Below are 25,546 nucleotides of genomic sequence, written 5' to 3'. Positions count from 1 at the left end.
CGTCCAATCGGCACAATCAGCCTATGGATCAAGCGGCGCTCTATGACTGCATCCGTCGCGCAGGCGGACAGGTGCTCGTGTTTGAAGACCATCCGGGCTTCTTCGGGAACTGGCGGTCTCGGATCCAGACAGGTTCCGATCGACTGGAAGTGGTCTGCGACCATCGCGAGGGGTGGCTCACACTCTGGAGAGCGTTGCCCGACCAGAAGCAGGAGCGGGTCGGAGAAGTGCAACTGCTCGGGCTCGATGAGCGCGGCGTCCTCGATGTCCTCGCGTCCTGGCTGAGTCGCTGAGAACCAGCGACTCTGAAACCCTGATGCGTTCCCGCGACTTCAGCTCAGCAGCGCATCCAGTTCAGCCCACAGCGCATCGCAGAGCCCCGGCCGATAAGCGGCCTTCCGGAACGTCGGATGCTCGCTGCAGTACACCCGCAGCATGCGCTCGTTGCGGTCCTTCACGGAAGCTCTCACGTTGGCCAGGCGGTCCGACGCCTTCACGATCAACGCCAGCTCCAGCGAGCCGGTGACCTCGGCCAGCTTCGCGTAGGTCTTCGCCTTGCGCTCCTTGCGGTCGGCGCCGGGCTCATCGGTCAGCAGGGACACGCAGGCGGCGATCTCAGGCCCGAACTGCTCGGTGACTTCCGTCAGCGTCGCGGCCGTGTCTTCCACCGTGTCGTGCAGGTACGCGGCGACGACCGCGGCCTCGCCAAACGGCTCGGCGATCGCGGCCACGGCGTCCAGGTGATGCACGTAGGGATGCTCCCCGTACCTCTGCGCGCCATGCGCGGCAACGGCGAAGGCACGGGCTTGATGCGGGAGGGAGGTCGTCATGACGCGCAGTATCGGCGACGAGCTCGCCCCACTGACCTCGCATCTATCGCCGCTCGTCAAGGCATGCGGGTAGGAGAGAATCCGCACCACTCATGACCGACGCTCAATACACGACCTTGCCGCTCTGGCCGAACGCCTATCCGGCCAGCGGCGCCACCGCCACGCTGAAACTCCTCAACGAGGATTTCGTCGTGACCGAACTGCCGCTGCAACTGCCCTCCGGTGCCGGCGAACACATCTGGCTCGACATCGAAAAGAACGGCGCCAACACCGCCTTCGTCGCCCAGCAACTGGCCGAGGCCGCCGGCGTCGAGGACAAGGACGTGGGCTATGCCGGCCTCAAGGACCGCTACGCCATCACCCGTCAGTGGTTCAGCATCTATCTGCCCAAGGGCGACACACCAGACCTGACCCTGCTTCAGCACCCCGAATTCAAGGTGCTGAGCCAGAGCCGCCATGTGAAGAAGCTGCGCCCCGGTGATCTGCAGGGCAACCGGTTCCGCATCGTGCTGCGTGACGTGACCGGCGACCGAGACGCCATCGAGTCCAACCTCAAAGCCGTGGCGTCACAGGGCGTGCCCAACTACTTCGGCGCCCAGCGTTTCGGTTTCGAGGGCGGCAACGTCGAGCAGGGCCGCGCCATGCTGGCGCGCGAGATCCGCGTGCGCAATCCGAAGAAGAAAGGCATCTACCTGTCGGCGGTGCGCTCCTTCGTCTTCAATGAAGTGCTGGCGCTGCGCATCCGTCAGGGACTCTGGGGCAAGACCCTGCCCGGCGACGTGATGGACGAGGCGGGCCGGCCCACCGGACCGCTCTGGGGACGGGGCCGCGTGAGCACCACCGATGAAGCGCAGGCCCTGGAGAACGGCGTGGCCGAACCTCACGCCACCTTGTGCGACGGCATGGAACACGCCGGCCTGGACCAGGAGCGTCGCTCCCTGGTGGCGAGCCCGCTGGACATGTCCTGGGAATGGCCGCAAGCCGATCAACTGGTGATCACGTTCTCCCTGCCCGCAGGGAATTACGCGACGTCCGTCCTGAACGAGATCCTCCGCACCACGGAGCCCGACCGGCATACGGAGAACGAGCCCGCGGCTGTCGAATGACGGTGTTGGCAACTGCAGCCGTAGGAAGATCACGTCCATGAAATTCGCCAAGACCACCCCGATCCTGCGCATCTTCGACGAAGCCAAGGCGCTGGAGTTCTGCGTGCAGTTCCTGGGCTTCCAGGTCGACTGGGACCATCGCTTCGAACCCGGACTGCCGCTCTACCTGCAGGTCTCCCGGGACGGCTGCCTGCTGCACCTCTCGGAACACCATGGCGACGGCTGTCCGGGTGCGGCGATGCGCATCGAGACGGACGACATCGAAGGCTTCCACGCGGAATTGATCGCCCGGCAGTACGGCTACGCCCGTCCCGGGCTGGAGGAGACGCCGTGGGGGTCCAAGGACGTCACGGTGAACGATCCGTTCGGGAACCGGTTGACGTTCACGAACGCGATCAGCACCTGACGCCAACATGAACGCCGCATAGATCGCCGCCTTGATCGCCGACAGGGCGTCTCGGTTTGGTGATCGGGATCCTCAGCAGCTCGAATACCTGACCGCACGACTGCGCGCCGTCGAGGAAGAGGCGGTCGCACAGGGCCTGCTCGGCGTGTTCACGGACGGACCCGCGCCGCCGGAAGGTTCAGCCGCTCAGGAGCTTGCTGGCCAACTGCTCGCGGTGCTCCGTCCAAGGATCGACATCGACCTCGGCAAGGTGCTTCCTCCCCTCCTCGGCCGCTACGAGCTGAGCGTGGAGCAACTCCCGCAGTACCTGGGCTGGCTCGTCGGCACGGAGCAGATCCTCGCCGAGCTCGATCGTCTGGAACGTGCGGGGCTTTCGCCCCATGAGCGCCGGGCTTCGCAGACGCTGAGGTTCTGGCTTCGCAACTGAGCGTGCGCGAGCCCTCAGCGGCTCAGGTAGAAGTCCATCGGAATCAGCTCGACGGCTCACCCGCCCGCTTCGCCCAGCGTGGCGGCCGGGTGCATGGAGGCGATGCGCAACGCTTCTTCCTGGCTGTCCGCCTCAATGCGGCGGCTCCTGAAGCGGCCAGATCTCCACGACGCCGTGCGCCACCGCGCAAGGCGCCTTCGACACCATCGCGATCGCTTCCTGCAGGTCCCTCGCCTCGATCACGGCAAATCCGGCGATGGGCAAGGTGCTGCGCAGGTAGGCGCCCGATGTCGTCTGAACACCCGAGTCGTCAGGGTTGCGGACCTGCACCGGCGCGCCCGCGATGCCGATCAGCGCGCCGCCCGCCTTGAGCCGCGCGTCGTGCGCATGCGCCGCGTCGCGCACGGCGGCATCGGTCCGCTTGTAGCCGGCCTCGTCGCCGTACCCCACGGTGATGAACTTTGCCATTGACGTCTCCTTGTCGAAGTCAACCGCTTCGAAGGGAGCAAGCCGCGCGCCTTGGTCAGCGCTCCGGCCTGTCCGGATAGTCCAGTCCGCGCTCGGCAAAGATGATGTCGTTCGGCTCGACCGTTCTCAGGTCACGCAGCCTTTCGCAGAACTTCTTCGTCACGCCGTCCTTGGCGATGTCCGCGCGAAAGGCTGCCGCGCTACGCTCGTACGCAGGGCTGGCCAGGTACTGCGCATAGGTCGCCCGGTGGAGGTGCCGGGGAAGATTGCGCCGCATCTGATTCACGTCCTCGATCTTCAGATGGTCCTGCCGCACACACTCGACGGCCACCACTTCGATCATCGCCACCATGTCCTGCGCGGACGGGTACTGCCCCTCCGCGCGGACTGAGGTTCCAGCCGCGCATATCGCCAGGGCGAGCAGAGCGCCTCGCAGGAGAGGCTGCCCCTGCCCGACCGGCAGCGGCGAGACGACGATGGACCGGTGAGCGATTCGCATCAACGCATTAAAGCACCGCAGCAACCCGCTCCGGTCGGAGACAGAAGCGGCGGCGCCTCAGTCCCGGCAGTAGCCCTCCCCGGTGCGAACCGTCAGACACGTCTTCTTGCCCGCCAGCCACTTCATGCCCGTGGCATCACCGTCGGTGGCCTTGATCGACTCCTGCTTCCCATCGCGCTCGAACTGGATGGCGCCGTCCTTGCCGACGCCCTTGAACGTCCGTTCCGCGTCCAGGTCCTTGATGCGGACTTCGTAACCGGCGTCGGCGGCGTTGAGTTGCAGGTAGGTGCCTTCCGGTCCGTTCCAGCGGCCCAGCCAGGCTTGCGCGGGGTCAGGCGTTGCCGTCGACGTTGCAGGGGCCGTTGACGTGGCTGCGGCCGGCGCTGAGGCGGCTGGGGTCGGGGAAGCCGGTTCCGATGTGGTGGGGGCCGAGCGGTCGCAGCTGGAGAGTCCCGCGGCCAGCACGATGGCCGAGGCGGCCGTGAACTTCGTGATGCTCATGTCCAGTTCTCCTTGATGGGGGCGTGCCCGGTCGAACCCGGGGCAGGAACGGTGAGTGAGCAAGCAAGGTGCCAGGGTCAGACGCCTGGCGTTATGTCGTCGAAGAGAAGTTCGAGCCCGATCCGTTCGCCGCTCCGCACCCGGCTGATCGCATGCTTGAGGTTCACGCGGTAATAGCCCTTGGCCCCCTTGTGCGGGCGCTGCGCCACGGCGATGACGGCCAGGTCGCCGCGCCGCAGCGGCAACACCATCGGCCGCGATTGCATGCGCGGCCGCTGCTCGGTCAGGACGAACTCGCCGCCGGTGAAATCCTTCCCGGGCTCGCTGAGCAAGGCCACGAGCTGCAAGGGAAATGCGTCCGGACTCCCCGCGAACTGATGGAGCGCCTCATCGTCGCCGGCGCCCAGACGCGTGAAGGCGGAATGCGCTTGATCGCCTGCAACGCCGTGGCGATGCGCGGTGAGCTCGTCGAGCGTGTCCGGAAACCTCTCCGACACGTCGCGCAGGGCGTTCCAGTGGTTGGCGACCGGCACCAGGCGCTCGTAGCAGCGGCGGCGCAGATCCGCGATGGATACGGGCATCACCGCCGGCAGCAACAACAGCTCGGCGATCACGTCGTCATCCAGCACACCGGGAAGGATCGCGCAGCCCTCCTCGTTCAGTTGCGCCTCGATCCGCGGCCAATCCAATCGGGCGATGGCGTCGTCCAGGCTCATGGCTGAGTGACCGGCGCCGCTTCACGCAGCAGCAGCTCACGCTTGCGATCGACGCCCCACCGGTAGCCCGACAGCTCCCCGTTGCGGCGCACCACGCGATGGCAAGGGATGGCGACCGCCAGGGGATTCGCGCCGCAGGCCTGCGCGACGGCGCGGACCGCCTTCGGTTGCCCGATGCGCGCGGCCACCTGCGCGTAGCTGACGGTGGCGCCGGGGGGAATCTCCCGCAGCGCCTGCCAGACCCGTTCCTGGAAGGCCGTGCCCTGCACGTCCAGCGGCAGGTTGAGTCCGAGCGACGGCGCCTCGATGAATCCGACGACCTGCGCCACGAGCAGCTCGAAGTCGGCATCACCGCCGATCAGCTCCGCCTTCGGGAACTGGTCCTGCAGGTCTTCCACCAACTGCTCCGGGTCGTCATCCATCAGGATGGCGCAGATGCCGACCTGGCTCTGCGCGACCAGGATGGCGCCGAGCGAGCATTGCGCCACCGCGAACCGGATCTGCATGTTGGGCGCACCGGCGCGGTACTCGCGCGCCTGCATGCCGAGCATGTGGTCCGCCTCCGCGTAGAAGCGGCTGTTGGAGTTGAAGCCGGCGTCGTAGATGGCCGCCGTCACCTTCGCGCCCTTCTGACCCAGCTCCTGCCGCAGCTTGTTCGCGCGGAATGCCGAGGCATAGCCCTTGGGCGTCAGCCCTGTCTCGGCCTTGAAGATGCGATGGAAGTGGAACGGACTCATCCCCGCTTCCCCGGCCAGTTCATCGAGGCTGGGCGGCGTTTCCGCGCGCTCGATCATGCGGCAGGCCTTCGCGATCGCGGCCGCGTGTTGTCTGGCCATCGCGGTCCGATCGCCGGACGCGCGCTGACTGGCCCGGTAACCGGCGGCCACGGCGGCCTGTTCGGTGTCGAAGAACTCGACGTTCTCCCGCTTGGGCAAGCGGGCCGAGGAGCTCGGCCGGCAGTAGATGCCCGTCGTGCGGACGCCGTAGACGAAGTGCCCATCGGCACGGACGTCGCGCGCCTGGACGGCAGCCCAGCGCTGCGCCTCGCTGGCGTACTCATCCGTGCCGTTGTCGGGAAGAAGGTGCTTGGTGGTGTTCATGGTCTCAATCCTGTGAACGCAGTGTCGAACGGCGCCCGGTCGCAGGCACCTCGTTTCTTGCGATCGAATTTCTTGTCGGATCAGCGGCCTGATCGACGTCTGATCGACGCCTGATCACGGACGGCTCATCCCGCCTTGCGGAACGTCAGGTTGATCCGGTGGCTACCCAGATCGGGATGCGGGTGGTCCTTCAACGCCATGACGCCGTGATAGCGCAGCCGGTCCTCGGCGCCCCAGACGGCCACGTCGCCGTGGAACAGCGGGACCTTCGCGGTCGGGTCGTCGCGTCGCAGCCCGCCGAACAGGAAGACGGCCGGCATGCCCAGCGACACGGACACGATGGGCGCATCCAGGTCCTGCTCGTCCTTGTCCTGATGGAGACTCAGCTTCGCGCCGGGCACGTAGCGGTTGACCAGGCAGGCGTCCGGCTCGAAGCGCTCGAAGCCCGCCGCCGCCGCGGCATCGTGCGCGAGGCGCCTCATCACGTCCGGCATCGCCGGCCAAGGTGTCCCCGTCTCGGGATCGATCGACGAGTACCGATACCCCCGCCGATCCGACGTCCACCCGAGCGCGCCGCAGTTGGTCATCGCGACGGACATGGTGTAGCCGCCCGGCGTCACCAGATGCCGGAACGGAGAGATCCTCTCCACCGCGGCGATCGCCTTCAGCAACTCGCCGGCGACAGGCCGCGCAAATGCCCGCAGCACGCGCGCCCGTGGGCCGATCTCCTGGCTGCCATCGATGCCTCCATCGATGCCTCCATCGATGGGCATGTCGTCGAACAGTCCCCGTGTGCTCATGGCGTCACCTCGCGTCGTGAAAGATCAAGCCCACCGTATGACGCCGCCCGCTGCTGATCCGGCTGACGCCGTGACGCATGGCGACGGCACGAGAGCCACCCCGTTTGCCGGCGACGGGGCGCCGGTTCACGGTGAACACCACGGCGTCGCCCTGCGTCAGCGGGAGGACCTCCGCGCGCTGCCGGTCCGAGCCCGTTTCCGTCATCACGAACTCTCCGCCATGGAAGTCCTCCCCGGGTTGCGACAGCAGGATCGCGACCTGCAACGGGAACACGTGCTCGCCGTAGAGATCCTGGTGGAGGCAGTTGTAGTCGCCCTCCCCGTACTGCAGGATCAGCGGCGTGGGCCGCTGCTGTCCTGCGCGATGGCATCGGTCCAGGAACTCCGTCAGCGTGGCCGGATAACTCACGTCGATTCCGAGTTGCCGGTTCCAGCGATTCGCGATGGGCACCAGCATCGGATACAGCGAGTGACGCAGATCTTGCAACAGCGGCGGCAGCGGGTAGGAGAAGTACTTGTACTCCCCACGGCCGAAGCCGTGGCGAGCCATCACGACGGTCGATCGGAAGCCGTCCTCCCGCGCGTACAGCGCCGCGAGCCGCCGGCACTGGTCCGCCGTCAACAGACGCGGCAGGACGGCGTTGCCGTCCGCGTCGAGCGCGCGTTCGACCGCTCCCCAATCCCGCGAAGCCGGCCCTGATCGGACGCTCTCGCGGGCGGCGGAGACAGTGGCATCGGTCATCTCAGTTCCTTCAAGTCGATGGGATGGACGCAGTCTAGGAACGCCCCGGAATTCAGAAACTCCGATCCTTGCGGTCGAATTCGGATCGCATCGGCGTGGGCGTGACGTGGGCTTTGGCGTGGTCTTGGGGTCAGGTCTGAAGTGGCATCGATTCTGGCGATTCGGTGGCAAGAAACGGATGTTTCGCATCGCTCGCGATGTCTACGCTTCCCCCACTGATTCCCCACCACCACTCCCAAGGAGTTCTCCATGTCCATCGAAGAAAACAACAAGGCCATCGTCGGTCGCTGGTTCACCAGCTTCTGGGGCGAGACCTGCGATCTGTCCATCGTCGACGAGATCGCATCGCCCGACATGCTGCTGCACTACTCGCTCCACGAGCCCCGTCGCGGCCGGGACGACATCAAGGCCTTCATGACCGACTTCCGCGAGGCCTTCCCCGATTTGAACTTCTGGGGCGCGGCGGAGCTGATCGCCGAGGGCGACTATGTCGTCGGTCGATGGGAAGGGGGCGGAACGCACACCGGTCCGGCGTTCGACGACTTCCTCGTCGGCGGGCTGCCGGCGGCGACGGGGCGCAAGATGCGATTCACCGGCACGACGGTGCTGCGACTCAGGGACGGCAAGATCGTCGAGGAGATCGGGCTGGATGACGGCGTGAAGGCGTTGACGCAGCTGGGGCTGATCAAGACGACGGTCTGATTCGAGCCGGCTGCGCTCCCGAGTCGGGACGCGCGGCCGGCTGAGCAGAACAGAGTCAGTCGGGCGGTTCAGACAAGTGACGATTCGAGGTGGTTTTCCTCACCCCTATGATCCGCGTCGACTTTCACTCCGCAACACGGCGGCCTCATGACCGACGACTGGGACTTCTACTCCGCGCTTGTCGACGACAAGCCGGCCTCGATCTACGTGGACCTCGGCGCTGAAGCCTTGGCGCCGGTGGCGGCGCTGTCGCACATGGCCTACCTGCGCCTGCGCATGCGGCAGCCTCGCGATGACGGGCTCTCCAGCCAGGCCGAATTCGACCAGCTCATCGTGATCGAGGACGCGCTGGAAGCAGCACTCTGCGACGATCTCACCGCCTACGTCGGCCGCAATACGTCGGATGGCTGCCGCGATTTCTACTTCTACGTCTCCGCGCCCGACACCTGGACGGAACGTGTCGCGGCGACGATGAAGTCCTTCCCCGATTACGAGTTCCAGGAAGGCGTCCGCGAGGACCGCGAGTGGTCGAGCTACAGGAACTTCCTGCAGCCCAGCCCTTGGGACCATGAGCGAATCCAGAACCGCCGCGTCTGCGAGCAGCTCGAGCACAACGGCGACAAGCTCACGGCGCCGCGCGAGATCGATCACCTGGCCTGGTTGCCGAACGCGGCTTCGGCCACCGCGTTCATCGACGAACTGCGCCCGCTCGGCTACCAGCTCAAGCACGAGCCGACGCATGACGACGAACGCGACGCGATCCGCGTGCACCTCGCGCGCGTGGACGTGCCGTCCATGCGGGAGATCGATGAGGTGATCCAGCCGGTGTATGACGCTGCGCAACGCCATGGCGGCGAGTACGACGGCTGGGGTTGCACCGTCATCGCCTGAACTCAATGGCGGCACAGGGCCCGCCCCTATGATCGCCGCAACTGCCACTCGCACGCACTGCGTCCACGCCATGCCCATCGATCGAAGCCCCGGTGTCCCGATGAAAGAACGCCGCGCCGAGACTGCCTTTCGCATGCAGGGTCGCCTCAAGCGCATCTCGGCGATCCTCGTGTTGGCGGCATTGAGCGCCTGTACCTCGTGGGGATCGATGCAAGGTCAGCCTGTGACTGGCATCGAGGCATCGTCGACCGTGCCGGCGACCCGCGTGCTCGTGGTGATCGTCGACTCGAGCGGCGCCATGACCCGGTCGGATTGGAGCATCCAGCGGCTGTTGCGTCCGGACCAGAACTGGGACGCGATGGGTCGCGCCACGTCGTCGATGGCCGTGTTCGTCCGGCGGGCGACAGCCGACATCAACGAGGAGTTCGTGGCCAACGGCGATGCGGCGAGTGCTTCGGAGCGGCGTGACCTGACACCCGCGACGCTGGCAAGGGCCTCGCACATCGTGCAGGTCGTGCCGATCTCCTGGGGAACCTATCAGCCGGGCGCCGCCTATGGGGACATGGAAATCGGCATCTTCGAGCGCGCCACCGGCCGCCTGGTGTGGAAGGGCAAGGCGGAGATGGGAGGCAGCCCCTCCCGAGAACACAAGAATTTCCGGACCAGTCTGGTGGCTGCCTTCAAGCAACTCGGCCTGGAGATGCCCAAGGGCAAGTGAAGTCATGCCGTGGCAGCAAGACAGGGCTGAGCGTGCAGGCTGAGGAACAACGACATCGTGCAAGACACCGAGCGGCTGGTACGCCTTGTCAACGGCAGTCCCTGGATGATGAGCGCCTTGCGTGCAGTGCGCTCGCTGCAGCTGACCTCGTGGTGCATCGGGGCGGGTGCCATCCGCAATCTGGTGTGGGACGCCCTCAGCGGATACCGCGAGCCGTCCGCCCTGTCGGACGTGGACGTGGCCTTCTTTGCGCCACAACCCGACCCGACCCGGGCCAGCGCCCAGAACTTCAAGGACCGGACGGCCGCGAAGCGCTACAGCGAGCGATGGCCTCGCGTCGTTGTCGAAAGCTGACGATGAGCAAATCCATCGATGCCCTCCCCAACGCCCTCGCCCCCGAGGACTTCTTCCCCGCCCTCGAGATCCGCCGCACCCGCGCCCTCGTCGAGCGCGACATGCCGGTCATCGAATCGCTGCACGCGCCGGAGTACGAGCTCATCTCACCCGCAGGCCGGCTCCTGCGCCGCGACGAGTACCTCGCGCTGATCGCCGAGGCGCCCTTCTATTCCGGCTGGGAACACAGCGACATGCAGGTCCGCGCCTCCGAGGACCTCGCCGTCCTCCGCTACCGCGCGCGACTGAGCTTCCCGTCGGGCAAGGTCGTCGACTGCTGGCACATGGATGTCTACGAGCGCCGGGCGGCCGGCTGGATGGCCGTATGGTCCAAGGCAACGGCCGTCCCCACCACCGCCCCAATGAAGTGATCCGACCGGTGCATGAGGCTGCGCGGCCCCCGGCTTCGCTGTAGGCAAACGCCAGACACGCCCTTCCTACACTGCCCTCTGCCGCGGAAGCCGCAGGACTCCGATGATGCGGGCATGAAAGCTGCCACGGCGTCCTCGCAATGAGTCCCATCACCCAAGGATTGGCGTCCTGCGAGCTCGCCACGGCGTTCCAGCCGGTCTTCAGCCTCACCCACGGCCGCCTGGTCGGCCATGAAGCGCTGCTCCGCGCCAGCGACGCCGACGGCCGGCCCATCGCGCCCAACCTCCTCTTCGACGGACTGCCCGATCACCACGCACGCGCCGACCTCGACGTCCGCGCCGTGCGGCAGCATCTCCAGGCCTACGTCGCCATGGGCAAGCGCGACGCGTCCGAATGGCTGCTCCTGAACCTCCATCCCGCGACGCTGCTGGAGTCGACCGGCGCCCTCCATGAGATCGAACGCGCGCTGGACGCCAGCGGCATCCGGCCGTCGCGCGTCGTGATCGAAGTGCTGGAGTCCCCGCTGTTCGAGGACGAACGCGTCTACCCGGCCTTGCAGCAACTGCGCGCCAAGGGCTGCCTGATCGCCCTCGACGACTTCGGCGCCGGGCATTCGAATTTCGAGCGCGTCTTCGACCTCGCCCCGCACCTGGTCAAGCTGGACCGCCGCGTGCTCATGCGGGCCAAGCAGGACGCGAAGGCGCTGCGCATCCTCCAGCGCATGGTGTCCCTGCTGCAGGAATGCGGGTCGCTGGTCCTCGTGGAAGGCATCGAGACGCTGCAGGGCGCCCACATCGCCCTCACCTGCGACGCCGACTTCGTCCAGGGCTACTACTTCGGCAGGCCGCAGCCGGCCGCCCTGGCGCCGGAGGACGGCAGCGAGGCGCTGGACGCCGCGTGGAGCAGCTTCGACGACGCGCAGTCCCGCAAGGACGACCGGTGGCGGGAGTCCATGGCCCTGCACTGCGACCGGCTTCGCCTGGCCAGCATCGCCCTGGCCGCGGGCCGTCCGATGGACGAGGCCTGCGCGGACTTCCTGTCCGCGCCCAACGCGACCATGTGCTACCTGCTCGACGATCAGGGCCGGCAGCTCGACGACATCGCCTTCCGGGACGATGCGGCGAGGGAGCGGCTGCAACGCGTCGAGCAGTTCGAGCCCCTGCACAACTGTTCCGGCGCCCGCTGGTCGCGGCGCCAGTACTTCCGGCGCGCGGTGTCCTTCCCGGGCTCCGTCCAGCTGACACGGCCCTACCTGACCCTGCAGGGCGGCTGGATGTGCCTGACCGGATCCATCGCCTTCGAGCTCGAGGGCCGGACGGCGATCCTGTGCGGCGACCTGCGCGTGCACGTACCGCCCGGTGAAGCGCCGTGATCTGCGCGCCGTATCCGGAGGATGAAGCCTGGCGGCTGGACACGCTGCAACGCCATGGCCTGTTGTCGGAATCGCACGACCCCTTCCTGGACGCGCTGACCCTCACGGTGGCCCGCTCGTTCCGGGTCCCGATCAGCGCGGTGTCCTTCATCGACCGTGACCGCCAGTTCTTCAAGGCGATCACCGGGCTGGCCGTGCGCGAGACCGCGCGGAGCTGCTCCTTCTGCGCCCACGTGCTGTGGTGGCCGGAGCCCCTGGTGGTCCTCGATACCCGCCAGGACGAGCGGTTCTCGGGAAACCCGCTCGTGGTGGACGCGCCTCACATCCGCTTCTACGCCGGCGCGCCCATCCACCTGAACGGGGTGTGCCTGGGCTCGCTGTGCGTCATCGACCATCGGCCGCACGCCGACTTCGACGACGCGCAGATCCGCATGCTCAAGGGCGCCGCGAGCGCGGTGGAAGAGCGGCTGATCCAGATGGCGGCGGTGCGTTCCTGAACAGCGGCGAGAACACCTGTTCCTTCTCCTCGGTACTCACCAGGGACCAGGAGGAAAGATGGGCCAACAGGTTGATCTGCTGGGCGCTCAGGTGGGTGGAGAAAGTGCTGTAGTTGGGGAACGTTTCATCTCGCGCTTGAGCGTCGATGAGCGCCTGCGTCTGCGGATTCTCGAATTGCGCGCGCCAGTCGTGGCTGAAGTTCAGATAGACCCAGACGATGTTCACCCCGTCTCGCGCCTGCACCCCGAACCAGTCATTCTTGAGCACGGCCAAGGCTTGCGCCAGGATGGCGGGCGCCTTGTTGGGCGACCTGCTCCCGGCACTGGCCGCAGCCAGCAGACCCGAGAGGAAGGGAGCAAACTCGCCGGACTCGAAGACCTGATTGTTCGCGTACGCCTGCGAGTCGCCGGTCATGCCGCTCTTGCCTTGAGCGTAGGGCACATAGCCGCTGTCGACGTCGTACGGCCGGTACCCGAATAGCGGAGGAATCGCATCGTCGACGAGCACCTGGCTTCCTTGCACCCATTTGCCCTGGCCGTCCGCGACGCCGCGGTTCACAACGGTGATCGGCTGCATCGAGTTCACGCACACGATCACGCTGTCGATGTCCTCATACGCGAGCATGCTGGGCAAGCCGGTGTTTTCGAGGTTGCCTCCGTCGGCATACTGATTGGGCTCGGGATTCACTCCCGGATCGGCCACCGGCCAGGACGGGTATGAAGGGATGAGGCTGCCCAGCGACAGCTTGTCCAATGCATCTTCGAGCATCGGATCGCCGTCCGCCAGACGCTTGGCATCCGCTTGGTGCTCGGGTGGCAGATGCTGGTCGATCCAGTCGTGCAACACACTGCTCTCGGCTGCCATCCACTCACGGAAGGCCTGTTTGTCCCGCTGCCACGTCCTGATCAGCTCCTGGACCTTCGCAGCGAACGCGGCGCTGCTGGTTCCCATGATGTCGGTGAGCGACCATGGACGGAGCTGTTCCACCGTCGCCAGGCCATTGGACGCGCTGACGAAGGTGGCGTTCAGGGCAAACGAATCCACCCCACCGCCACCCACGCTGAGGTCGTTGGCATCGGCGACGCCAGGCGCCCCCACGATCCCGCTGAAGAATCCCGTCGCCTGCACCGGCACCAGCTGCGAGCCGGAATCATCGAACATCGCCATGTTGCAGATCATGAAGGGCCTCTGTGTATCAGAGGCGCCGGCGGCGAAGGTATAGGCCGTGTCCAGCGACAGGTCGGGGTTTCTCTCCTTGATGTCGCCCAGGCTGCCTTCGGTCGCCGTGAACATGTCGCTCGGCAGATAGTTGCTCCCGTGCAGGTACAGGCCTTGGGGAGTCAGGATATTGAGTGCGATCACGGACTGCCAGAGCATGTTGGCGGGCAGCGGGTCGTTGGGAGACTTGAGCCACGCCAAGGCGTAGATCATCACGGCCTTCGCCGCGATCCCCCCGATCGAGAAGGCGCGCGAGGTCATGGGCGCACCGGCATTGCCGGTGGGCAGTTCTCCCAGCTCATGCGGTGTCAACGTCCCTTGATCTGCGTTGTAGACCCCGAGGTAGTCGGCCTCGCTCGTCCCGCCTGACGAGAGAAACAGGTAGGGCACGCCCAGCCACGATCCCCCGGATACCGTCGACAGGGCCCTGACCTGTGACAGCAGGCTGGCACCGTTGGCCTGCAGGTGCGCCAATGCGCGCAGCTGGCCCATGCCGGCGACGCAGGCCCGCGTGCCCCCGCCGGACAGGCAGAGCCCGACATTCCCCGGGGTGGGTCCTGCAGGACTGTAGAAGGCGCCGACGGACAGCGGCGGTGTCGTGGTGATGGCGGCAATGGCCGTGAACGTGTCTGTCATGGTCAGTCTGGAAGACATGATGAACTCCTGGTGGTATCGCCGGGAATCGCTGCTCCGGGTGGCGACGGATCCGGAGCAGCCGCACAAGCACGCCGCGCAGAAGGGTGTGACGCCCTCTCTGCATGCCGCGCGGTCAGGAGCGGCGGCGCTTGCCGCTGCGCCACCGCGAAAGGGAAGTGGAACGGCGGACGAACGTGAGCTCGTCCATGCCGAACAGGACGGCCGACGCCTCCATGGCTGAAGCGATCTTCTGGAGCAGCGCTCCGCGCGGCATGAGATGCGCATTCGATCGGCCGCCGTCTTTCCAGTGGCGGATCCACGGCTGCAATGCCTCACGTGCAATCAGCGCCGCCCGATGCTGCGCGACCGTGGCCACCATGCGCGGCCAGGTGCGCAGCAATGCAAGATGCGCGGGGCGATAGCTGCGGGCGGGTCCGCAGCGGTCCACCAGCAGCAATCGTGCATCGACAAGTACATCGGCGAGGTGGCACTCGCCGCCGTCAGACAAGTCCTCCGCGTTGACCCAGCGGCCGATCGGCTCGGCATCTTCGGCGGCAATACAGGTCGAGCGCAGCATCAGCTTCAGGCAGGCGTCCTGACTGTCCTGCGGCAGCGCCGCGAAGACAGATTCCGCGTAATGGCTGATCACGCCGTCCATGCCGCCCAGCCTCATGTAGGCATCCCACGAGAGCTCGTCTCCTGCGGTGCGCATGTCGTAGAGTCGCTGCAGCGTATGTTCGAGCAGGGGCAGCGCTTCACTCGCCATGAGCGCGTCCGCGCACAGGATGTCGTCGAGCTGGACCAGCCCCGTGGCATCGCTGCCGAATGCCAGTCCCGCCGCGCGTGCCGGCATGCGGACCATCTGTGCGAGCGAGACGCCGTCAGGTGCCGGCAGATGGAATTGCGCGCCGCGCCTCATGGCGGGCGCCCAGATGTCGTGGTCTGCCATCGTGGCGTAGGCGTCGCTGCGGCAAACCAGCAGCGTGGCAAACAGCTTGCTTTCCGCCAGTGCGCGCAGCGTCTCGCTGAACCGGCTGGCAAAGATCTGGCGCCCGAACAGGGCCTCGAAGCCATCGATGACCAGCAGTGGGCGGCGTACCCTCGACGAAGCGTCGGCGATCGCGTGCAACGCCAGTGCGAGGGATTGAAGTACCTCCGCCGGAGCCAGACGCAGTTTGTCGGCAAGCGTCGTCATGCTGTAGCCCGACAGCACGGGCGTGCCGTCGTGTTCCCAATCGAGCAAGGCGCCGGCGAGCATGATCCAGGCGTCATCGCCGGACACCATGCCGAGATCGACCCAGCCCACTGACGACACGCGCAGCGCGGGCGAACCGGATTCCGGCCGGGACTGCGCCAGCAGTGCAGGCACCAGGCCGGCCTGCACCACCGATGTCTTTCCGGATCCGCTGGCCCCGAAAAGGGTCACCACTGGATACCCTGTCCTGCACTGCGCATCCAGATGCCCGTGCAGGGCAGCGATGGCGGCATCCCGACCGAAGAAGGTCCCCGCGTCGGACATGTCGAACGGCGCCAGCCCGCAGAACGGCGAACGCCCTCGCAACGCGCTGCGGTGGCTGCGTGGGCCTGTTGCCGACAGCACATGCACCGGAGCGACCAGGCGGTAACCGCGCTTGCGTATGGTCTCGATGTAGCGGGGCTTGGCGCTGGGGTCCTGCAGGGCGCGGCGAAGTCCGGAAATGACCTTGTGAATCGGGCTGTCCCCGCATGAGTCATCAGGCCAGCAGGCATCGAGCAACTCCTGCTTGCCGACGATGTCGCCACCGCGCCGGCACAACGCTGCCAGGACGCTGACGGGAAGCGGTTCCAGCCGGATGCGCTGGCCCTGACGCTCAATGCAATGCGCGCCCACATCGACGACCCAGTCATCGAGCAAAAACCGTGTGGAAGAGGAAAGCCCTGGGGCTTTCGGGTGTGTCGCGACCGACCTCGAAGGAGGTGACGTAATAGCGGACAAGACGTGATCTCCTCGAACGGATGGGCCGTTTCAGCTTCATCGGTCTTCTCGGATCCGTGTCGCGGGACTCGCGTGGCGACCCAAGGCCGCCGCGATGCGCGGTTCAGAGTCGGGCGGGCGGAACGCCTGCCCTGGGGGCCCTGACGACGGCCCCCAGGGCTCAAGCGCAATCGGCGGCTCAGAGCAGGGGCAGCAGCTGGCCGGCAATGGGCACCGCGGCCTTCGCGATGGAGCCCACGACGTCCAGCCATCCGTCAACGTCTGCCGTCGCGGACGCCTGCTTCGACTTGTTCAGCTCCTGGTAGATCTGATAGCCCGTCGACGCAAGAGCGGGCACCACGACCTTGGCCACGTTCAGGATGCTCGAGAAGTCGATGCCGACCTGGGCCAGCGTTGCCTGGCTCTGGGAATCGAGCGGACCCATCACCGCGGAGTCCGGCGCCACCGTCAGGGAAAGACCTGGCACCGCCACGCCGACCCTGCCCAGCTTGCTCCAACTGTGGGCGATGTCCTCCGACGGGGGCAGCAGGCCATCGGTGACGTGGAGCGACAGGACCGGCATCATGGAGCCGCTATCGCCGACGGACGAGTTGCTACCCGGAAGCACCAGATCGACGGTCTTCAGTTGGGCAGGTCCGTTCGGACCCTGTGCCGAGAACAGCAGCCGCTGACTCGGCTTTCCGTTGACCAGGCCCGAGCAGGGGACCACGATCGCGCTGGACCCTGTAATGGCCGGATTGACAACGATCGAACCCGGAAGGACCTGATCGACACTCGGCTCGTCGCCGGTGTTGATGATCGAGTGGAAGAGGTGGTAGCCGGTGGCGTTGGACTGCACGCTGACCGGTGTCGGAACGCTGATGTAGGGATTGTTGAGGACCGTCTGGGCCTGTTGCTGAATGGTTTGGCTGTCCATGAGAGTTTCCTTGTCGATGCCGCAGGGAATGGAATGACGCTGCGCCCGCTGCGACGGGTGGACGTGGCGTCGTGGTGTCGCTGCTGCTGCCGAGGCGAAGAGAGGCGACGGATGCAGGTTATTCACGGCGCGATGCCGTGTCCTTCCTGAAACCTTCCGGATCCACCCTGGATGTGAAGCGTCAAGACCTCATGTCCTGAAGCAATGGCGCCGACTGGACAAGGCGTTGCGCCTTGCCAAGTCGGTCTGCGGTCGACAGGGTCGCGTGAAGCGATGCGGGATGCCCAGGTCCTTGCAGACGGCTGCGACGTCGCGCGATCTGAAGGCAGCGCGGTGGTCGGTCATGAGACGGCTGATCCGCACGGCCAACGACGCGCAGTTGCTTCTGCACTGCGCAGGCGCTCAGCGACAGTGCCGTGAGCAGCAAGGCCAGTCGTCCGAACGAACGAACGAACGAACGAACGAACGAATGAACGAATGAACGAATGAACGAACGAATGAACGAATAGACGAATGGACGACGCAATGAATCACCCCGGCTCTCGGGAGGGCGAGTCGTCAAGTGCAGCGCCGCCTCGTGGACCAACGCCGCGGGTTCGCCTTCAGACAACGGACGTCAGCGAGAGCGGACGGGGTCAGGACTTGCCAGGGGCCGCTCAGCCCGTCGGCAGCGCCGACGTATTGCTGGTGTTCTTGATCTCGGGGTCGGTGGTGGCCACGAGCGCTTTGACATCGGAGCCCGTGCCGGGGTAGCGGAACACCAGGATGAGACCGCGCGTCGTGTCCTTCATGACAGGAACGAGGATGGCGGTCGCCTGATCGGGACCCGTCGCCATGAACGAGTTGTTGAGGCCGCACGTCTCCTTCAGTGTCTTGGCCACGCCTGAGAACAGCGTGACGTCCAGTTCAACCGGCGGCTTGGGCGCGGAGGTCAGGCCCGTGGTCTTGCGCTGCTCGATGCGGAAGAACTGCAGCTTGCTGGTCATCGGCATCGTCTCCACCTGCTTCCAGTCCTTGTCGAAATAGCGGCAGGTGATCGTGACCGGCTCCCCCACCGAGTTCATCGTCATGTCCCACGGCACCACGAAGAATTGGACGGTGTCAGCCGCCGCCTGGTCGGTGCCGGTGTCGGTGCCGGTGTTTGCAAGTTCAGTCATGAGGACCCATTCCTTTCGGTTGAAACAGTGAATCGGTTGGTTGAAACCATCGTGGAAACCAAGGGGGAGAGCGGCACGTAACCGCCCTGGCGCAGTCGCGCCAGGGCGGCCGCGTCCGTGTTCTCGCCCAGGCAGCGCCGGGCGGCGAGCCAGGCCTCGAGCACCAGGCCGCCCTGCCCGGCCGTCACGGCCGCGGCCAGGCCGTCCCGCAGGCGCTCGCAGCTCGCGCGAGACCTGACCCCGACCCCGACCCCGACCTCCACCCCGACACGCGGCGCGCGCTCCGCGGAGACCGGCACGGCCAGCGACAGCAATCCCAGCCGCGCCGACAGCTCCAGGCTCTGCCAGTGCCGCGGCGCCGACACGAGCAGCGCCTCGACCTCCGCGCCGGCGGCCGCCAGACGTCGATTGAAATCCCCGGTGCTGCCCACCCGGGCGGCGATCGCCGCTTCCGCCACCGCCAGCCGCGCCAGCACCTCGCGCCGGAGGAACTCGCGGCCGGGCTCGGATTCGGGCCGCAGCGGCACTTCCGCGCGCAACGCGTCCAGCGCCTCGCGCACGTCCAAGCCCGCATCGGTCCGCAGCAGCAGCAGGTTGGCCTGCGCATGCTGCCGGTCCGACAGCCAGAAGCGATTGCTGGCGTCGCGGCGCTCGGCGTCGCGGAGCAGCGCCACACTCGCGCTCATCACCTCGATCGCTTCGTCCAGCCGCCCCGACGACCGCAGGGCATCGCCGCGACGTCCGTCCACGGCCGCCAGCTCGCGCAGACGCACCAGCGCATCGGGCGTGCGCGCGGCCAGCGCGGCCAGGGGCTGGCGCGCGACGTCGAACAAGGCCAGCGCCTGCACCGGATTGCCGCGGATATGGGCCACCCGTCCCAGCCAGAGGCGCGAACTGGCCACCGCCTCCTGCGCATCGGCATCGCCCGGCTTGCGCGCCAAGGCCGCCAGCTTGAGGGTCAGGGCTTGCTCGAACCAGCGCTGGGCCTCATCCCAGGACGCGCGACGGAAGGCGATGGAGCCGAGGCTGTTCACCGCGAACCCCAGTTCGGCCTGGGCGTCGCCATCCTCGGGCAAGGCCCGGCGCCAGGCCTCGGAGGCCTCGCGGTACCGCGCCATCTCGAGAGACGCCGTCTCCAGGTCGCCGGCGTCGAACGCCATCTGGCCGAGCCAGAACGAGGCCGCCCCCAGCGTCTTGTAATACGCGGCCGGATCCTGCTGCGCCGCGCGATCCAGGGGCGTCAGCAGATGCAGCGCCGCGTGCAGCGCGTCCGCGGCGATGTCGGTGCGGCCCTGCCCGCGGCTGCTGTTGACCTCGCCGATCACCACCAGCGCCTTCGCGCGCTGCAGCGCGTCGCCCGGCGTCTCGCGGCCGCCCTCCGCCGGCGCGAGCAGCCTCACGCCCTGCTCGCCGATGCGGCTGAGCACGTCCAGCTGGCCCATCGGCCGCAGCTTGTCCGCCAGCTCGCCCAGCATGAAGGACGCCAGCTGCCGGCTCTGCCGCTGGCGCTCCGCCGCGACGTCGGCCTGCCGCGCGTAGCCGATCGCGGCGATGCCGGCGATGCCCGCCAGCAGGAAAGCGCCCGCGCTCGCCGCGCCCAGTCCCCAGCGCTGGCGGCGCAGGCGCCGCTGCGAGCGCTCGATGAACTGGCGCTCCAGATCGCCGAAGAGCTGCGGCGCCTCCGCCAGCGCGCGCGCCGCCGTCCACAAGGTCGAGCCGCGCGGCATCAGCAGCGGGCCGGCCTGGTCCGCGGCCATCCATCGCGCCACCCACGGCCGCAGTTCGTCGCGCGCCGTCAGCGCGACGCGGTGCTGCGCGACCCACGCCGTCACGCGCGGCCAGCGCCGCAGCAGCGCCTCGTGCGCGACGCGGTAGCCGCTCACGCCGCCCCGTGCATCGCCGTTCAAACCGCCATTCAAACCGCCATTGGTGCCGCCATTGGTGTCGTTCCTGATGCCGCCGTTCAAGCCGCCGGCCAGGTCCGCCACCAGCAGCCGCGCGTCGACGAAGGCGCGCACCAGCGCCTGCTCCTGCGGGTCCGTCAGCTCGGACGCGGCGAGCCAGCGGCTGGTCGGCGAGGCGTCGTCGTCGCCCAGCGAGACCAGCCGGGGCAGCAGCCGCGGCAGCGCGTCCTGCTGCGGCGCCGGCAGCTCCTCGAGCAGCGATTCCGCGCGGCGGCCGATGGCCCCTTCCAGCCCGCCGAGGTCCTCGTACGCGGACCACGCCAGCACATCCCCCGGCGCGCGGTTCAGGTAGAGCTGCTGCAGCGTGTACTGCAGCAGCGGCAAGGCATCCTGTGCCTGCATCGCGTCGATGCACAGCCGGTCGTCGAGGCGGTTGAGCCCGCTCTCGTCCGCGCCGTAGCTCAGCCCCGCGGCGCGCGCGGGCAGCCGGATCATCTGGGCGATCGCGCGCGCATCGGGCGGCGCGAGGTCCAGATGGGCGCCGCCCTCCTTGCCCCGCATCAGCGACGGCCAGCGCGCCAGCGCGGCGTAGAAATCGTTGCGGCAGATCGCCAGCACCACCATGCGTCCGCTGCCCACCAGGCGGTCGAGCATCTCGAGCCACGCGCCGGTGCGCGCGTCGTCGTCCTGGAAGATCGCCTCCAGCCGGTCCAGCACCAGCAGCGGGGGCGCCTGCGCGCCACCGCGCAACGCGCGCGTGGCGTCCAGCCCGATCGCGAGTTGCCGCAGCACGTCCTTGGGAGAGCTGCGCAGGTCCGCGGACAAGGTGTCGATGCTGTAGCCCGACAGGAGGGGCACGCCCTGGCACTCCCAATCCAGCATCGCGCCCGCCACGCCCGCCCATGCGTCCAGCCCGCCCAGCGCGCCGAGGTCGACCAGCGCCGCGGCGCTGACGCGCAGCAGCTCGCCGCTGCCGCCGCTGCTGCTGCTGCCGCTGCCTCCGCTGTCTTTGTTAGTCCGATCGCCGTTGCCGTTGCCGTTGCCGTTGCCGAGTCCGCCGCTGTCCATCGGCGTCGCCGCCGGTGCCGCCGCCGGAGCCGGCCGCGTCAGCGCCGGCATCAGCCCGGCCTGCACCAGCGAGGTCTTGCCCGAGCCGCTCGGCCCCAGCAGCAGCACCAGCGGATGCCCCAGCCGCCATTGCCGGGTCAGACGCGCGTGCAGCGCGGCGACGGCGTCGTCGCGGCCGAAGAACACGCTCGCGTGCGCCGCGTCGAACGGCTCCAGCCCGCGGAACGGCGACAGCCCGCGCCAGCCGCCCGCGAGGCTGCGCGGACCTTCCGCCGACAGCACGCCGATGGTCGCCACCAGCCGGTAGCCCTGCTTGCGGATGGTCTCCAGATAGCGCGGCGTCGTGGCGCTGTCGCCCAGGGCCCGGCGCAGTCCCGCCACCACCTTGTGCACCGGGTTGTCGCCGAGCGTCGTGGCCTCCGGCCAGCAGTCCTGCAGCAGCGCCTCCGCGGACACCACCTCGCCGGGATGACGGCACAGCGCGGCCAGCACCGCCATCGGGCGGGGCTCCAGCGTCACGGTCTCGTCATCACGGCGCAACCGGCGCGTGGGCACGTCGACGATCCAGTCGCCGAGCAGGAAACTCAGCGGCTCGCCCGCCTTCATCCCACGAGCGGACGTCGCGGGCAGCGGACCCTCCTCGATCCTCGGATCCATTGCTTCACCTCCTGAGCCCGGTCTCTTCGGACCGTGAGCGCGGAGTCTAGGAGCGGCAGCCCCGCGCGTGTGCATCCGCACCCCGCAAGGATTGACAGCTTGACAGGGGACAACTCGCGCTTGAGTTGAGGCCGCGATGCGCTAGCGCCGGAGCGACTAGCCGAATCTCCGAAAACCCGGCCCCCAACATCGGCATCCGTCGGATGGGACGCGAGGTCCCGCCCTCCTATCGTTCAACGCATCGACACCCCGGTGTCCCACCTCCTCCACCGACCGGCCCCCCAATGATCGACGCCGCCCTCCTCCACATCGCCGGCCACCTGAACGCCGTGCTGCGCCGCTCGCACCAGTCGGCGGAGGACCTCGTCGCCGTGACCGCGCTGCACGAAGCGGACGGCGCCCCGGCGGCAGGCGCGGCGCACCGGCTCTGCGCCTTCCTGGTCAACCTGGAACGCGACGCCGTGCCCGGCATGCCGTCGCACACGCTGGGCAGCGGCGACCGCATGGCGCGCGCCGCGCCGCCGGTCCAGCTGAACCTGCTGATGATGTTCGCGGCCAACTACGGCGGCAGCACCTACCCGGAGGCGCTCAAGCTGATCAGCAGCACCATCGCCTGCTTCCAGGCCACGCCGGTGCTCGATCCGCAGAACTCCCCCGGGCTGGATCCGCGCATCGACAAGCTCACGCTCAACATCGAGCCGCTGAGCATCCATGACCTGGCCACGCTGTGGGGCGTGCTCGGCGGCCGTTACGTGCCGTCGGTGCTCTACCGCGTGCGCCTGCTCTCCATCGATGCCCGCAAGCCCGACGCGCAACTGCCGTCGGTGCGCACGCCGGCCGTCGGCGTCCACGGCTGAACGGCGGGAGCGGAACATGGGTCCCTACTTCCCGTTGCTGCAGGTGGACGTCGCCCACGGCTACTACGCCGACGGCCGCTGCCGCGGACTGCGCTTCGTCCCCGCCGGCTCGACCGCCGAGCGGCTGCGCCGCGCCGACGCGCTGGTGCGGACCGACGGCGGATCGCTGCGCGTCCACGGGCCCGCCGAGGCGATCGCCCGTTTGCGTTCCGACGCCGAGGACGCGTCCGGCGCCTTCGACGACGGCCACGCGCTGAACTGGCGCGTCTTCGCCACCGACGACGACTTCGCCTGCGGCACCGAGGACGCGGCCGACCGGCCGCGCGAGCTGCTGTGGGTCGAGACCGGCGACGACGCGACGACGGTGACGATGGAAGCGCGCCCCAAGGCGCTCGACACGCCGGAGCTCCACGCGCTGCTCACGCCCCACGACCGCCGCGTGCTGCCCTTCGCGCTGATCCACCTGCCGCTGGCGCGCCTGCCGTCACAAGGACCGTCGCGCGATCCCGCGGCCTGGCCGGTCCGCTACCGCTGGCCGCTGGCGCCGCGCGCCACGGTCTGGAAGTACTGCCTGCTGGGCGACTGGACCGAGCCCGCGCTCGCCGTGGTCGACCTGGCCGGCGAGACCGGCTTCACCGCGCCCGTGCCCGAGCGCCTGGACGACGGCACGCCCATGCTGGCCATCCGCTCGCTGGTCCGCGTGCCGCTGGCGCAGCGCTCGCCGCACCGCTTCCAGCTGCGCAGCCGCGGTGAGCCCCCGGCCCACGGAACGACCGCCGGCCCGGCCGGCGGCAACGGCAAGGTTCAAGACAAGGTGCTGATCCGCCGACTGCCCACGGCAGCGGCGCAACTGCTCGCCCGCGAAACGATAGCCGGCCGACCGGCGATCGTCTCCGAGATCCACGTGCATCGCTAACCCGCAGAGGAGGCCGCCATGGCTATGAAGACACCCGGTGTCTATATCGTCGAGAAGAATGCATTCCCCAACTCGGTCGTCGAGGTGGCCACCGCGGTGCCCGCCTTCGTCGGCTACACCCGGCGCGCCGAGAACGGCGGCAAGTCGCTGCTGAACAAGCCCTGGCGCATCAGCTCGATGGCGGAGTACCACACCTACTTCGGCCACGGACCCGATCCCCACCTGACCATCGCCGAGGCGCCGGCCAACACGCGCTCCGACTTCCGCGGCGACGACAAGGACTACGCCCTGACGCAGGCCGACGGCGCCGACGGCGGCCGCTTCCTGCTGTACCACGGCATGGTGCACTTCTTCCAGAACGGCGGCGGCCCCTGCTACATCGTCTCCGTGGGCAACTACGGCGGCCTGGTGGAGGCACAGCAACTGACCGACGGCATCGACACGCTCATCAAGGAGCAGGAGCCGACCATGCTGGTCATCCCCGACGCGGTGCTGCTCAAGCGCGCCGACTGCGTCGCGGTCCAGCAGGCCATGCTGCAGCATTGCGGCGGCCGCATGCGCAACCGCATCGCCATCCTGGACGTCTGGAACGGCTACCTGGACCGCAAGGACCCGGGCGGCGATCCCATCGAGGGCTTCCGCAACGACCTGGGCGTCAACTTCCTGGACTTCGCGACGGCCTACTACCCGTGGGTCAACACGACCGTCGTGCAGGACAAGGACCTGGACTACACCCGCATCGCCAACCCGGCGCTGCTGGCCCAGCTGCTGCGCCAGGAGCTGTCGCTGCCCGAGGCCGTCGACCCCGCCATGCCCCCGCGCACCGCGCAGCAGACGCAGGCCGTGGCCGACATCGTCAAGACCGACGAGGACTGGACGAAGTACGTGACGGACATGGTGAACACCTCCACCAAGTCCGACCTGGAGAAGCAGAAGGCGCTGACGCCCGCCGCGCTCGCCGTCGCGGTGGAGACGCACAAGTCGCTGCTGCACAAGAGCCTGGTCTCGATGAGCCCGCTCTACAACACGGTGATGACCGAGGCGCGCAACCGGCTCAACCTGCTGCCGCCCTCGGCCGCGATGGCCGGCGTGTACACGATGGTCGACAACAGCCGCGGCGTCTGGAAGGCGCCCGCCAACGTCAGCCTCAACGGCGTCGTGTCGCCCGAGGTCACCATCTCGCACGAGGACCAGGAAGACCTCAACGTCACGACGCAAGGCAAGTCGATCAACGCGATCCGCTCCTTCATCGGCGAAGGCGTGCTGGTCTGGGGCGCGCGGACCCTGGACGGCAACAGCCTGGACTGGCGCTACATCAACGTGCGCCGCACGATGATCATGCTGGAGGAGTCCTGCCGGCTGGCCTCCAAGGCCATGGTGTTCGAGCCCAACGTGGCCAATACCTGGGTGACCATCAAGAGCATGATCTCCAGCTTCCTCACCGGGATCTGGAAGCGCGGCGGCCTGGCCGGCGCGGTCCCCGACGACGCCTTCAGCGTGCACGTCGGCCTGGGCGAGACGATGACGCCCGAGGACATCCTCGAGGGCATCCTGCGCGTGACCGTCCTGGTCGCCATCAGCCGCCCGGCCGAGTTCATCGAGATCACCTTCCAGCAGCAGATGCAGAAGTCGTGACGGGACGAAGCCCCGATGCCATCGGCATCGTGGGCATCCGGCCCGCGGCGCGGCATCGCGCACCCC

27 protein-coding genes and 1 pseudogene are annotated in these 25,546 nt (G+C 67.9%); 14 read left to right on the top strand and 14 right to left on the bottom strand.

Translation table 11 applies throughout. The annotated features are described in order from the left end of the window. Positions 1 to 23 precede the first annotated feature (23 nt). Positions 24 to 293, top strand: a complete 270-nt coding sequence (locus tag ABE85_RS05385; protein WP_067270877.1) for a hypothetical protein — start codon at positions 24 to 26, stop codon at positions 291 to 293. A 39-nt stretch (positions 294 to 332) separates the two neighbouring features. Here ABE85_RS05385 and ABE85_RS05380 read toward each other — a convergent pair whose 3' ends face one another. Further along, a complete protein-coding gene (locus tag ABE85_RS05380; protein WP_067270873.1) occupies positions 333 to 830 on the bottom strand; it encodes an HD domain-containing protein in 498 nt (165 codons plus the stop codon). 92 nt (positions 831 to 922) lie between these two features. On the opposite strand from ABE85_RS05380, the gene truD reads away from it, so the two are divergent. From truD to ABE85_RS05365, 3 genes are read left to right on the top strand one after another with little or no spacing between them, the layout of a single operon-like run. Beyond that, positions 923 to 1,936 carry a tRNA pseudouridine(13) synthase TruD gene (gene truD, locus ABE85_RS05375; protein WP_067270870.1) on the top strand — a complete coding sequence of 338 codons (1,014 nt, stop codon included), beginning with the start codon at positions 923 to 925 and terminating at the stop codon, positions 1,934 to 1,936. Positions 1,937 to 1,973: 37 nt separating this feature from the next. Beyond that, positions 1,974 to 2,342 (top strand): glyoxalase superfamily protein, encoded by a 369-nt coding sequence (locus tag ABE85_RS05370; RefSeq protein WP_067270866.1) that lies wholly within the window; start codon positions 1,974 to 1,976, stop codon positions 2,340 to 2,342. A 31-nt stretch (positions 2,343 to 2,373) separates the two neighbouring features. Then, on the top strand, positions 2,374 to 2,769 hold the full coding sequence (locus ABE85_RS05365) for a hypothetical protein (RefSeq protein ID WP_067270863.1): 396 nt from the start codon (positions 2,374 to 2,376) through the stop codon (positions 2,767 to 2,769). 132 nt (positions 2,770 to 2,901) lie between these two features. Here the strand turns inward: ABE85_RS05365 and ABE85_RS05360 are convergent, their stop codons facing one another. The 7 genes from ABE85_RS05360 to ABE85_RS05330 form a co-directional block, all read right to left on the bottom strand. Then, on the bottom strand, positions 2,902 to 3,237 hold the full coding sequence (locus ABE85_RS05360) for a YciI family protein (RefSeq protein WP_067270859.1): 336 nt from the start codon (positions 3,235 to 3,237) through the stop codon (positions 2,902 to 2,904). Positions 3,238 to 3,292: 55 nt separating this feature from the next. After that, entirely contained in the window at positions 3,293 to 3,736 is a 444-nt protein-coding gene (locus ABE85_RS05355; protein ID WP_067270856.1) for a hypothetical protein, read from the bottom strand. Positions 3,737 to 3,793: 57 nt separating this feature from the next. Then, a complete protein-coding gene (locus tag ABE85_RS27380) occupies positions 3,794 to 4,237 on the bottom strand; it encodes a hypothetical protein (RefSeq protein ID WP_067270852.1) in 444 nt (147 codons plus the stop codon). Between the two features lie 77 nt (positions 4,238 to 4,314). Further along, positions 4,315 to 4,953, bottom strand: a complete 639-nt coding sequence (locus ABE85_RS05345; protein WP_067270849.1) for a 2OG-Fe(II) oxygenase — start codon at positions 4,951 to 4,953, stop codon at positions 4,315 to 4,317. Beyond that, the gene (gene ada / locus ABE85_RS05340) at positions 4,950 to 6,053 is read right to left on the bottom strand and encodes a bifunctional DNA-binding transcriptional regulator/O6-methylguanine-DNA methyltransferase Ada (RefSeq protein ID WP_067270846.1); all 1,104 of its coding nucleotides are present in this window, start codon (positions 6,051 to 6,053) and stop codon (positions 4,950 to 4,952) included. The genes ABE85_RS05345 and ada overlap by 4 nt, the downstream gene beginning before the upstream one ends. A 125-nt stretch (positions 6,054 to 6,178) precedes the next feature. Beyond that, on the bottom strand, positions 6,179 to 6,853 hold the full coding sequence (gene alkB / locus ABE85_RS05335) for a DNA oxidative demethylase AlkB (protein ID WP_067270842.1): 675 nt from the start codon (positions 6,851 to 6,853) through the stop codon (positions 6,179 to 6,181). 4 nt (positions 6,854 to 6,857) lie between these two features. Beyond that, a complete protein-coding gene (locus tag ABE85_RS05330) occupies positions 6,858 to 7,595 on the bottom strand; it encodes a 2OG-Fe(II) oxygenase (protein WP_067270838.1) in 738 nt (245 codons plus the stop codon). A gap of 249 nt (positions 7,596 to 7,844) precedes the next feature. On the opposite strand from ABE85_RS05330, the gene ABE85_RS05325 reads away from it, so the two are divergent. The 7 genes from ABE85_RS05325 (at position 7,845) to ABE85_RS05295 (ending at position 12,540) form a co-directional block, all read left to right on the top strand. Continuing rightward, positions 7,845 to 8,297, top strand: coding sequence for an ester cyclase (locus ABE85_RS05325; protein ID WP_067270835.1), 453 nt, complete (start codon positions 7,845 to 7,847; stop codon positions 8,295 to 8,297). A gap of 147 nt (positions 8,298 to 8,444) precedes the next feature. Further along, entirely contained in the window at positions 8,445 to 9,188 is a 744-nt protein-coding gene (locus tag ABE85_RS05320) for a DUF695 domain-containing protein (RefSeq protein ID WP_067270834.1), read from the top strand. Between the two features lie 100 nt (positions 9,189 to 9,288). Then, positions 9,289 to 9,906, top strand: coding sequence for a hypothetical protein (locus ABE85_RS05315; protein WP_157521962.1), 618 nt, complete (start codon positions 9,289 to 9,291; stop codon positions 9,904 to 9,906). A 57-nt stretch (positions 9,907 to 9,963) separates the two neighbouring features. Next, positions 9,964 to 10,260 (top strand): nucleotidyltransferase family protein, encoded by a 297-nt coding sequence (locus tag ABE85_RS05310; RefSeq protein WP_067270830.1) that lies wholly within the window; start codon positions 9,964 to 9,966, stop codon positions 10,258 to 10,260. A 2-nt stretch (positions 10,261 to 10,262) separates the two neighbouring features. Continuing rightward, entirely contained in the window at positions 10,263 to 10,670 is a 408-nt protein-coding gene (locus ABE85_RS05305) for a nuclear transport factor 2 family protein (protein ID WP_197507207.1), read from the top strand. A gap of 140 nt (positions 10,671 to 10,810) precedes the next feature. Then, complete coding sequence (locus ABE85_RS05300) at positions 10,811 to 12,043, top strand: EAL domain-containing protein (RefSeq protein WP_067270828.1); 1,233 nt, start codon at positions 10,811 to 10,813, stop codon at positions 12,041 to 12,043. Next, positions 12,040 to 12,540, top strand: coding sequence for a GAF domain-containing protein (locus tag ABE85_RS05295; protein WP_067270826.1), 501 nt, complete (start codon positions 12,040 to 12,042; stop codon positions 12,538 to 12,540). The genes ABE85_RS05300 and ABE85_RS05295 overlap by 4 nt, the downstream gene beginning before the upstream one ends. Here ABE85_RS05295 and ABE85_RS05290 read toward each other — a convergent pair. The 6 genes and pseudogenes from ABE85_RS05290 to ABE85_RS05270 form a co-directional block, all read right to left on the bottom strand. Then, entirely contained in the window at positions 12,479 to 14,413 is a 1,935-nt protein-coding gene (locus ABE85_RS05290) for a hypothetical protein (RefSeq protein WP_157521960.1), read from the bottom strand. The genes ABE85_RS05295 and ABE85_RS05290 overlap by 62 nt on opposite strands. Before the next feature lie 115 nt (positions 14,414 to 14,528). Further along, positions 14,529 to 16,289, bottom strand: coding sequence for a winged helix-turn-helix domain-containing protein (locus tag ABE85_RS05285; RefSeq protein ID WP_067270821.1), 1,761 nt, complete (start codon positions 16,287 to 16,289; stop codon positions 14,529 to 14,531). A gap of 259 nt (positions 16,290 to 16,548) precedes the next feature. Further along, positions 16,549 to 17,286 carry a hypothetical protein gene (locus ABE85_RS05280; RefSeq protein ID WP_067270817.1) on the bottom strand — a complete coding sequence of 246 codons (738 nt, stop codon included), beginning with the start codon at positions 17,284 to 17,286 and terminating at the stop codon, positions 16,549 to 16,551. A gap of 208 nt (positions 17,287 to 17,494) precedes the next feature. After that, positions 17,495 to 17,655 (bottom strand): annotated as a pseudogene (locus ABE85_RS28275) (IS481 family transposase); the annotation flags it as partial. Positions 17,656 to 17,942: 287 nt separating this feature from the next. Next, entirely contained in the window at positions 17,943 to 18,443 is a 501-nt protein-coding gene (locus ABE85_RS05275) for a hypothetical protein (RefSeq protein ID WP_067270814.1), read from the bottom strand. Beyond that, entirely contained in the window at positions 18,440 to 22,072 is a 3,633-nt protein-coding gene (locus ABE85_RS05270; protein WP_067270812.1) for a winged helix-turn-helix domain-containing protein, read from the bottom strand. Before ABE85_RS05270 ends, ABE85_RS05275 begins: the two co-directional genes overlap by 4 nt. A 284-nt stretch (positions 22,073 to 22,356) precedes the next feature. Between ABE85_RS05270 and ABE85_RS05265 the strand changes: the two genes are divergently transcribed. From ABE85_RS05265 to ABE85_RS05255, 3 genes are read left to right on the top strand one after another with little or no spacing between them, the layout of a single operon-like run. After that, positions 22,357 to 22,929: a DUF4255 domain-containing protein gene (locus tag ABE85_RS05265; RefSeq protein ID WP_067270810.1), complete on the top strand. Its 573-nt coding sequence runs from the start codon at positions 22,357 to 22,359 to the stop codon at positions 22,927 to 22,929. Between the two features lie 16 nt (positions 22,930 to 22,945). After that, the gene (locus ABE85_RS05260) at positions 22,946 to 23,845 is read left to right on the top strand and encodes a hypothetical protein (RefSeq protein WP_067270806.1); all 900 of its coding nucleotides are present in this window, start codon (positions 22,946 to 22,948) and stop codon (positions 23,843 to 23,845) included. Positions 23,846 to 23,863: 18 nt separating this feature from the next. Further along, positions 23,864 to 25,480 carry a phage tail sheath C-terminal domain-containing protein gene (locus tag ABE85_RS05255; RefSeq protein WP_067270804.1) on the top strand — a complete coding sequence of 539 codons (1,617 nt, stop codon included), beginning with the start codon at positions 23,864 to 23,866 and terminating at the stop codon, positions 25,478 to 25,480. Positions 25,481 to 25,546: the final 66 nt, after the last annotated feature.

Source organism: Mitsuaria sp. 7 (genome assembly GCF_001653795.1).
Classification (GTDB): Bacteria; Pseudomonadota; Gammaproteobacteria; order Burkholderiales; family Burkholderiaceae_C; genus Roseateles.
This window is presented reverse-complemented; position numbering and strand designations above follow the sequence as displayed.